The sequence below is a fragment of the Roseateles sp. P5_E1 genome (genome assembly GCF_054049335.1).
Genome location: NZ_JBFUMN010000404.1, coordinates 1 through 548, shown reverse-complemented (window position 1 = coordinate 548; position 548 = coordinate 1). Strand labels below are relative to the sequence as shown.

The 548-nt window shown below is 67.5% G+C and carries 1 protein-coding gene; it reads left to right on the top strand.

Features of this window, described 5'->3' with window-relative positions; all coding sequences use genetic code 11:
• Window positions 1–548: DUF445 family protein (locus ACXJKJ_RS31770; RefSeq protein ID WP_457395696.1), on the top strand; the 548-nt coding region annotated here is incomplete at both ends.

Here is a 548-nt window from a genome sequence, read left to right as displayed (position 1 = left end):
GGACTTCCTCGACGAGGCCGCCGTCCGGCGCAGCATCCAGGGCTTTGTGATCCAGCAGTTGCGGCAATGGAACGCCGCGGCCACCGCCGGCGAACTGCTCGGCCTGCTCACCGCCGACAACCGCCACCAGCTCGTGCTGGACGAAGGCCTCACCCGCGTCAGCGAATGGCTGGACAACCCGTCGGTCAAGCAGCGCGCCTCCGAACTGATCGTGCGCTACCCGCAGCGCGAATGGCCCAAGCTCGCCAGCACGGTCAACTGGGTCAAACCGATCGATGAAATCGGCGACAGCCTCGCCGAACGCATGGCCCATGCGGTGCTGGAGGAGCTGCAGCAGATTCTGGCCCAGCCCGAGCACCCGCTGCGCCGGGACTATGAGGCCTGGCTGGCCGACTACATCCAGCGCCTGCGCAGCGACCCGGCGCTGGCCGACAAGATCGACCAGATCAAGCAGCAGGTGATCGACCACCCGGCCGTGCAGGACTACGTGCAGGGGCTGTGGGAACGCATCCACGCCAGCCTGCGCGCGGACCTGTCCAGCGAAGACT